The organism is Lyngbya sp. PCC 8106, assembly GCF_000169095.1.
Lineage (GTDB): Bacteria > Cyanobacteriota > Cyanobacteriia > Cyanobacteriales > Microcoleaceae > Capilliphycus.
This window is the reverse complement of record NZ_AAVU01000060.1, coordinates 24,184-33,210: the sequence shown is the minus strand read 5'-3', so window position 1 is coordinate 33,210 and position 9,027 is coordinate 24,184. Positions and strand designations below refer to the sequence as shown.

At 38.9% G+C, this 9,027-nt stretch carries 10 protein-coding genes and 1 pseudogene; 4 read left to right on the top strand and 7 right to left on the bottom strand.

From position 1 onward, the window contains the following. Positions 1–253, top strand: a pseudogene (locus tag L8106_RS33980) (hypothetical protein); the annotation flags it as partial. Beyond that, entirely contained in the window at positions 250–2,544 is a 2,295-nt protein-coding gene (locus L8106_RS26530) for a Piwi domain-containing protein (RefSeq protein WP_009787621.1), read from the top strand. The pseudogene L8106_RS33980 and the gene L8106_RS26530, both read left to right, overlap by 4 nt. 11 nt (positions 2,545–2,555) lie before the next feature. On the opposite strand, the gene L8106_RS26525 is transcribed toward L8106_RS26530, so the two are convergent. From L8106_RS26525 to L8106_RS26500, 7 genes are all read right to left on the bottom strand, one after another. Continuing rightward, positions 2,556–2,792 (bottom strand): hypothetical protein, encoded by a 237-nt coding sequence (locus tag L8106_RS26525; protein WP_009787620.1) that lies wholly within the window; start codon positions 2,790–2,792, stop codon positions 2,556–2,558. A 112-nt stretch (positions 2,793–2,904) separates the two neighbouring features. Then, on the bottom strand, positions 2,905–3,150 hold the full coding sequence (locus L8106_RS26520; protein WP_009787619.1) for a DUF167 domain-containing protein: 246 nt from the start codon (positions 3,148–3,150) through the stop codon (positions 2,905–2,907). A gap of 140 nt (positions 3,151–3,290) precedes the next feature. Further along, entirely contained in the window at positions 3,291–3,380 is a 90-nt protein-coding gene (petN, locus tag L8106_RS31100) for a cytochrome b6-f complex subunit PetN (protein ID WP_071941453.1), read from the bottom strand. 103 nt (positions 3,381–3,483) lie between these two features. Then, entirely contained in the window at positions 3,484–3,801 is a 318-nt protein-coding gene (locus tag L8106_RS26515) for a hypothetical protein (protein WP_009787618.1), read from the bottom strand. Between the two features lie 138 nt (positions 3,802–3,939). Then, complete coding sequence (locus L8106_RS26510) at positions 3,940–4,554, bottom strand: 7-carboxy-7-deazaguanine synthase QueE (RefSeq protein WP_009787617.1); 615 nt, start codon at positions 4,552–4,554, stop codon at positions 3,940–3,942. Between the two features lie 33 nt (positions 4,555–4,587). After that, complete coding sequence (locus L8106_RS26505) at positions 4,588–4,953, bottom strand: translation initiation factor (protein ID WP_039897353.1); 366 nt, start codon at positions 4,951–4,953, stop codon at positions 4,588–4,590. Positions 4,954–5,062: 109 nt separating this feature from the next. Continuing rightward, on the bottom strand, positions 5,063–5,641 hold the full coding sequence (locus L8106_RS26500; protein WP_009787615.1) for a pentapeptide repeat-containing protein: 579 nt from the start codon (positions 5,639–5,641) through the stop codon (positions 5,063–5,065). 188 nt (positions 5,642–5,829) lie between these two features. Here L8106_RS26500 and L8106_RS26495 point away from each other — a divergent pair, with 188 nt between their 5' ends. Both L8106_RS26495 and L8106_RS26490 read left to right on the top strand, forming a co-directional pair. Next, positions 5,830–7,035 carry a 5-(carboxyamino)imidazole ribonucleotide synthase gene (locus tag L8106_RS26495; RefSeq protein ID WP_009787614.1) on the top strand — a complete coding sequence of 402 codons (1,206 nt, stop codon included), beginning with the start codon at positions 5,830–5,832 and terminating at the stop codon, positions 7,033–7,035. 131 nt (positions 7,036–7,166) lie between these two features. Then, on the top strand, positions 7,167–8,957 hold the full coding sequence (locus L8106_RS26490) for a GGDEF domain-containing response regulator (RefSeq protein WP_009787613.1): 1,791 nt from the start codon (positions 7,167–7,169) through the stop codon (positions 8,955–8,957). Positions 8,958–9,027 lie beyond the last annotated feature (70 nt).

Here is a 9,027-nt window from a genome sequence, read left to right as displayed (position 1 = left end):
TGCGATCGCGTCTTTCTATAACTTGGAGACTGGCAAGCAATCTGACATAATTACTGCCAAAGCAGATACACTCAGAGCTTTTCATATCGAGTTATCAATCATAGCAAAACGGCATCAGGAGGAGTTAAAGCGTTACCGAAAAAACCCGACTGAGTTTGACAAAATTTTTCCAGCTAATCCTATGTCGAACTGCAAATACTGTCCTTTTACTTCAATTTGTAAATTTTCTACATCAGAGGAGATCGCCGCATGAATACTACTTCTCAAGCACCTCAAAACTCTACTTCATCTTCCATTTACCTGAGTGAGATTTTCCCACTAACGATCTTGAAGCCTAACTTAATCTGTTTTCGATTAACACCAGAAGTTGATCGGGAAGTTGGGAATCGGTTAAGTTGGCGTTTCAGTCAAAAATTTGCTGAGATTGTCGTAATTTGGGAGAATAAATACTTCTGGGTTTTAGCTAAACCTACGCAAAAAATGCCTAGTCCTGAACAGTGGAGACAAGCATTAGGAGAAATTTTAGAACAATTGAAAGAAGATATTGGCGATCACTATTATTCTATTCAGTGGGTGCGCGATCCACAAGTAACAGCATCAACTTTAGCTCAACTTGCTGTAAGAGTCTTGAAAATCAGAAAACCTTTTTCACCTGATATCATTTTTTCGGAAAATCAGGTTCAAGTTCAGAGTGAAGTAGATTTTTGGCCAGAAACTATTGAACTTGCAAACACTTTAACTCCTGCTATTACCTTAACACTTAAGAGCCGCTTTCTCTATCGAGGAACTCTCGCTGAATTTTATGCAAATCATCCCTATCGAAACAAGCCTAAAGAACTTTTAGTGGGATTGAAAGTTAGAGATCGTGAAACAAATAGTTCGGCTACTATTGTTGAAATCGCCGCAATAGATGAGGATAGACGGAAAGAACTGATCGAGAAAGCAACCGGCGCAGTCAGCAGACAAGCACTAGAGGAAGCACCAGATGATCAACCTCTTGTTTCTGTTAGATTTGGTAAAAATCAAAAGCTCTTTGACTATCCAATGGAAGCTTTATGTCCCTCTATAACAAAAGAAACAGCCAGCAAATTTGACGTTAACTATGGAGATCTAATTAAACAAACAAAACCCCCTTATCAAGAGCGTCAAAATCATCTAACTCAATCCAAACAAAAAGCAGAAGAATCTTTAGCAGTTTATGGATTTCAGATAGATAAGTCTATTAATAACCTTGATTATCCGAGCTTATTTCAGACACTTCAATTTAACCTAGAAGATACAGAACTATTATTTGGAAAAGATTCTTCGGGGAAACACTTTGTTAGTAAAAGAGGATCAGTTCTAAAAGGCTTGTCTCAAGGTGGTGTTTATCGCCGTCATCAGGATTATGAAAATTATTCGACACCTATTCGGATTTCCCTTTTAAATCTTTGCAATTCAAAAGTCGGCAAATTTGTGAGTCAGGTTGAAGAACGGTTGAAACAATACAAATTTGAAACGATTCGCTTTGAGAAAGATAGTTTAGATAGAAGGAAAGAAATAAAAGTCGATAACTTAGATAGTGCTGAAGCCAGAGTAGCAGTGGAGAAAGCACTTGATGAACTAATGGTGATTCCAACTAATATTGTTCTAACATTTCTTCCTGAAAGTGATCGTCATACCGATGATACTGAGGATGGTAGTTTTTATTCTTTTGTATCTTCCCGTTTGCTTCGACGTGGTATTTCCAGTCAAGTTATTTATGAAGATACTCTGAAAAATCCAAATAATTATAGTTACATTCTGAATCAAGTTATTCCAGGAATTTTAGCTAAATTAGGTAACTTACCCTTTATTTTAGCAAAACCGTTAGAAATAGCAGATTACTTTATCGGCTTAGATATTTCTAGAACTCCTAAAAAGAGAAAAAGTGGAAGCTTGAATGTTTGTGCAAGTGTACGCCTTTATGGAAAATATGGAGAATTCATTCGCTATCGGCTAGAAGATGCGCTTACACAAGGGGAAGAAATTGATAAACGAACCCTAGAAAGATTTCTCCCTGCTGCTGATCTTAGTGGAAAAACTGTACTGATTTATCGTGATGGACGCTTTTGTGGAGATGAAATTAAGCATTTACGAGAACGAGCAAAAGCAATGGGTTCTAAGTTTATTTTAGTAGAGTGTATAAAGTCTGGTATTCCTCGACTTTATGAAGTTCAAGAATTAACTGTTAAGGATAAAAAAAAGCCAATCCTCAAAGCCCCACCAAAAGGATTAGCACTTCGTTTATCTTCCCATGAGGTAATGCTAGTGACTACTGAAGTCAAATCTGAAAAAATGGGATTACCCAATCCTCTCCGTTTAAAAGTTATCCCTGAAGAAGGACAGCAAGTATCTTTAGAGAGTCTCGTAGAAGCTACTCTGAAACTAACTTTATTACATCATGGTTCACTGAAGGAACCCCGTTTACCAATACCTTTGTATGGATCTGATATCATTGCGTATCGACGCTTACAGGGTATTTCGCCGGGTGAATTAGATGGCGATCGCCAATTTTGGCTATAAACTTGTTGAGATTAAAGCAAGTCCGCAGGTGGCTTTCCATCCACCTCAACAACAACTAAATCATCAGAATAAAACCATTTAATTTTACCTTTGCGATCGCAAACGGCGACTAAATGATAATTATCTTCTTCTTCGACAACAGCCCACTCAAAAAACGCATTATTGCGAGCTGATTTATAAATCCCAAACCCAGTTCCCATTACAATATAACGTTTTCCACTTTTTTGATGTTCAACGATAGTTGCCATATTGACTCATGCTCTAAATCTTGAATTAAGGGACTCATTTTCAGCCTGAATAGCTTCTGTAATGACTATCAACTTTATTCTATCATCAAACTAATCCTTGCAACTCAAATCTTTAGTTCTCACTGATTATACAGGAATCGGGCAATTCGATTAACTTATTTTTTGATGATAAACCGGATTTAATACTAACTTGAGATTTGGGAATATTAAACTGTTTGGCTAAAATTTTAATTAATTCTTGATTGGCTTTGCCGTCGATAGGAGGAGATTTGAGATGAATAATATAAGTACCTTCTTCGTTTTTAACCATTGATTGTTGTTTGGAATTGGGTTTAACTTTAACGTGTAAAACAACCAAAACAACTTCTCCTCGACTGAATTACTTAGTGTGTATTATAGCACATTTATTGTGATTTTTAATCAGTGATTTTCTCAAAATTTAGGGTGGACAAATATCCACCCCAGAGGAATTAAGTGATCATCCGAATTTCAGGTCATTTAGAGGCCGTTACGCGCCCAAACGACCATTGAAATAGAGAATGTGAACACAACTAGAACAGCAACCCAACCTAATGAAAGAATATCCATAACAATCTACTAATGTAATGATGACAAAATTGTTTCACGTCTGATCATATCTCGAAATCGGCTTCTCCGCACAAACATTTTGCCAGTTGAGATCACAATAGGGTTACTCAGAAAGCTGTAAGGTGGTGACTCGGCTGGATGTTTCAGAAATACTGACACTCAGTAGTCTAACATGAGGTTCAATGGGAATTTGAGCAAAATACAAGCACATTTCTTCTGTGGTTCCGTGGGGACATAACGGATGTTCGTTAATTTTTTCGGGAAGTTGTTCTGCCCAAAGATACAGTTTATTTTCCATTTCAACCATATCTAACCCATACAAATCTTCCGGTTGACAAATTGCAGCGAGTTCGAGAATAATTTCAAAGGTATGATAGTGAAAATCTGTCCAGATAGGCGGATTACAATGTTGACGACGCAAAGTCGCTTTAATGGTATAATTAAACGTGATCGGTTGATGATGAACTTGATTTTAAAGTGGAATTATTCCTTGATAGGGAATCTTTTGAGTCTCTTTGAGAGAAGTCGGATAGTGCCAACGGGAATCAATCATTTTTGATTAGTCTACACCCACATATTTATGTAACTGAAGCGAGAGTCGATAGTCAGGATATTGTTGAAGTAACTCTAAAACGAGGGGTAAAGTATAATCGCGTTGTGTCCATTCGGGTTGTAAAAATACAGGAATTTGGGGTTTTAAGGATAAATATTGATCATAATATTTGAGTTCTGAACCCGTTTCAATCACCAATTTTATTTCCGAAGCTCGTTCCCACATTTGATCAACAACGGGATAGTGAGGATTGAGATGTTCTTTCGGACTTAATGTTATCCAAACCGAGGAAGAAATCGGTTGCCAAAAGCAGCCAGACGTTTCTATAAAAACTGTGCGATTTGTGGCTTCAATACACTTGACTAAATCAGGAAGTTGAGGATAAATAAACGGTTCACCCCCAGAAATCACGACTTTCGGCGATCGCAATTCTGCAATTAACGCCTCAAAAGAACGAACATTTCGAGGCAAACCCTCACCTCCATTTGCATACCCTGTATCACAATAATGACATTGAACCGGACACCCTGCTAACCGAATAAAATCTACAGGTGTTCCCGCCCAAAACCCTTCTCCTTGAATCGTATTTTGAAACGTCTCATGGATAGCAATTTCATTCATCAACAATGCCAAGCCTTTCTCCAACGCACTATTTTATCCTCCACTTATTTTAGCTTTGTATCCCAACTTTGTGAGAATCTCAGCTAACTTTTGAGCGTGATCCCCTTGAATTTCAATCGTATCGTCTTTAAGCGTTCCTCCTGAACCGCATTGAGCTTTTAGTTGCTTGACTAATTTTCCTAAAGTTTCATCAGAAGTTTGAAAGCCAGAAATCACTGTTACCGTTTTTCCTTTACGTCCTTTGCGCGAAGCTTGTACCTTTAAATTTTGTTGAGCGGGGGGTAAATCCGGTTTACCCCGTTCAAGAGCAGTAGAATTTGTAGTTTGACCAAATTCGGAATAAATCACGCGATTTTTAGATGAATTTTTAGCTGAATCAGATTTGGGTTTAGATGCCATAATTTTTTTAGATTTTAATTTTAACTGACCTAAAAACTGAGTTTTGGGGGGCAATCTCCCCCACAATTCTCTAGAAATCAATGGGGGAAATAATAATCGCGAGTTAACATTAGCACATCGCCGCGTTGACCCGACGATTACTGCTCGCTTCTTCTAAAATAGCACCCTGCTGTTTGAGCAGGCTGACCACCTCAAACGCCAAACCCATCGCTTTGACAAACACCGCATCCTGCACAACAGCGCCCTCCAAATTTGTTTGTTTGAGATTAGCGCCTTTAAGATTGGCATGAGTCAAGGTAGCATTGAGGAGTTCAGCTCTAAACAGCGTAGACTTGCTCAAATCGGCATAACTCAAGTTAGCCCCCGATAAAATCGCACCACTTAAGTCGGCGCCGTGTAAGTCCGCCCCACTCAAGTCCGCCCCGGTGAGATCTGCTCTGGTGAGGTTGGCTCCGCTCAAGTTAGCCCCGCTCAGGTTGGCACAATACAGGTTAGCCCCGATCAAGTTGGCATTAAACAGACTCACCCCCAACAGGTTAGCCCGAAACAGGTTAGCCCGAAACAGGTTAGCCCGAAACAAGTTTGCACCACTGAGGTTAGCGTTGCTCAGTTCGGCTCGAAACAAGTCTGTATCCCGAAAATTCCGCTCTCCGGAGGCATAACGGGTTAAAAGTTCTTCACTATTCATGGTTAATGTTTGTTTTTTGTGTTTTATAATCTATCTATTTCAATTTTCCTCAACTCGAAGCGAAATGAACCAATTGTTGGTGAAGACTTAATTGTTTGTAATTTTGAGCAAACTTTATTAATTTATAGGGTCAGTTTACCGTTTACCGATAAAATAAGGAGTAGTTTCAATCCATTAAGAAGCCAGTCATGGCAGAACAAGTTCAAATTCAACCGCGAGTCGGTGTGATTGGTGGCGGACAGTTAGCCTCAATGATGGCAAGTGCAGCCCAGTCTTTGGGGGTTTCTGTGGTGGTGCAAACTCCAAATGCCAATGATCCGGCAGTTTCTCTGGCGACAGAGACAATCTTCGCAGAAATTGAAGATGCTCAAGCCACGGCAAGGTTAGCAAATCGCTGTGATGTGATTACCTTTGAAAATGAGTTTGTTGATCTCGATAGTTTGTTTCCCCTGAGTCAACATGGAGTTTGTTTTCGTCCGCGTTTAGAAGCGTTAAGTGTTTTACTGGATAAATATGATCAGCTTTGTTTTTTCCAAGAATTAGGATTTCCCATTCCTCAGTTTAAAGCCTTAACGAAGGATGGAGAAGAAGACAATATTTTACACACAGTTGCAAAGACTTGGGGATTTCCAGTTGTCTTGAAAACTCGTCGTCATGGTTACGATGGACAGGGAACTTTCATTCTTAAGGATGAGGCAAGTTTACGCTCAACTTGGGTAAAGTTAGGCTACCCTCCGCTATTGTTGCAAGAATTTGTTCCTTTTGAACGAGAGTTAGCGGTGATTGCTGCTCGTTCGGTGACGGGGGATGTGGCGGTTTACCCCGTGGTAGAAACCTGTCAAATTGATCAAGTTTGTCGGTGGGTGATTGCTCCCGCAGCGATTTCTCCGACTTTAACGATTCAAATTGAAGGAATTGCTCAGACTTTATTGAATCGTTTAGAAGCGGTTGGTGTGTTTGGAATTGAGTTATTTTTAACGGCTTCAGGTCAGATTTTTATTAATGAAATCGCTCCTCGAACTCACAATTCGGGTCATTTTACCCTAGATGCTTCTCATACTTCTCAGTTTGAACAACATTTGCGAGCCGTTTGTGGTTTACCTTTAGGAGATCCTCAAATGCACTGCCCAGGAGCAGTTATGGTAAACTTATTGGGTTATGAACAAGCGGTGATGAAACCCGGAACATCACAACCGTTGTATGGGGAAAAACAACAGCAACTCGCTGAAATTCCAAACGCCTTTGTTCATTGGTATGGTAAAACAGAATCCCGTCCTGGACGAAAATTAGGTCATGTAACGGTTTTACTAGAGACTCAATCGGCTGAACAACGCCAAAAAGAAGCCCATGTGATCGCACACAAGGTAGAATCGATTTGGTATCCTGATTGTTGACATTTTACCCTGTTAAATCGAAGATTATGATGGGGGGATTGGAGAATGACTTCTGAAGTTTGCCGCTTATGTGTACTTTCTATTTTTTCAATTCTAGGTTGTGAACAGACTAACTTTTATTTTTCTTCAAGATGGATCAACATACTCCTCCCCTCGAGCATTCTGATATTCTCATTGTTGACGATCAACCCACCAATTTGCGTCTGCTGTCGAGATTGCTCAGTCGTAAAGGATTTGAGGTGCGTCAAGCGATTAACGGGACTATGGCTTTACAAGCGGTTCAGGCTAAATTACCTCAGTTGATCATGTTAGATATTATGATGCCTGATCTTGATGGTTATGAAGTCTGTTCTCGCTTGAAAGCTGATCCGAAAACGGCTGATGTTCCGATTATTTTTTTGAGTGCGCTGGATGATGTTTTTGATAAGGTCAAAGCCTTTACAGTTGGAGCGGTCGATTATATTAGCAAACCTTTTCAGTCTCAAGAAGTCTTAGCTCGTGTACAGCATCATCTCGCTTTACAAGCGATGAACCAAAGTATTTCTAAACTCAATACTGAGCTTGAACAGCAGGTTAAAGAACGAACTCAACAGTTAGAAGAAGTTCATGCTAAACTCACAACACTAGCATTCCATGATGAGTTAACAGGTTTACCTAATCGAGCTTTATTTATTAATAGTTTAAATGAAGCTTTAAAAAATAATCAAGCTGATTCTTCTGATCAATTTGCTTTACTCTATATTGATTGCGATCGCTTTAAAGTCGTCAATGATTCTCTCGGTCATTCGGTCGGAGATCGTTTGCTGACGGCTGTGGCTCATCGCTTAAGTAATGCTCTCCCTTCTGTTCAGATTTTAGCACGGTTGGGTGGTGATGAATTTGCGATTCTTCTCACGAATATTCAAGAGATTAAACCTGCGGTAGAAGTGGCTGAAAAAGTGATTGAAACTTTATTAACTCCTTTTAAGTTGGAAAAATATGATGTGTATGTTAATGCGAGTATTGGAATTGCTTTGAGTAACGAAAGCTACACTCAACCTCAACACATTCTCCGAGATGCAGATGCAGCGATGTATCGAGCCAAAAAACAGGGAAATCGCTATCAAGTTTTTGATCCGACGATGCACCAGAAAGCGGTACAAACATTTCAAATTGAAACTGACTTACGAAAGGCTATTTCTCTGAATGAATTAAGACTCAATTATCAGCCTATTATTGATTTAAAGACCGGAAAATTGGTAGGATTTGAGACATTAGTTCGTTGGTTTCATACCAACCGAGGTTTGATTTCACCGATTGAATTTATTCCTGTAGCAGAAGAAACGGGTTTAATTATTCCGATTGGATATTGGATCTTAGAACAAGCTTGTCAACAGTTAAAAACTTGGCAAGAAAATGGTTTGGCGAATGAAGAATTGACCGTGAATATTAATTTATCGGCTCGACAATTTTCTCAAATTGATTTAATTGATCAAATTGACCAAGTTTTAACAAAAATTGACCTAGACTCTCGATATATAAAATTTGAGATTACTGAAAGTGCGATTATGGAAAATCACCAAAAAGCACAAAATATTTTAGAACAAATTCGCGATCGCCAAATTCAGATCTGTTTAGATGATTTTGGTACGGGTTATTCTTCCTTGAGTTATTTGGACTATTTTTCTATCGATACTTTGAAAATTGATAAATCTTTTACAGGACGTTTAGATGGAACTCCTGCAAAATTGGGTTTGGTTCCTGTTATTATTAATATTGCTCATCACATGGGGATGAATGTGGTTGCAGAAGGGGTGGAAACAGAAAAACAATTAAACCAGTTACAAGAACTAGATTGTGATTTTGGTCAAGGTTATTTCTTTGCTAAACCGTTGGATGTGGAAAATGCAACGAAGCTGTTAGAGTCTTCTCCCCAATGGTAAATCTGTAGGGTGTATTAAACCCGTTAAGTTTATTCAACCCAACAAAACTTTAAGAATTTGATGCACCCGA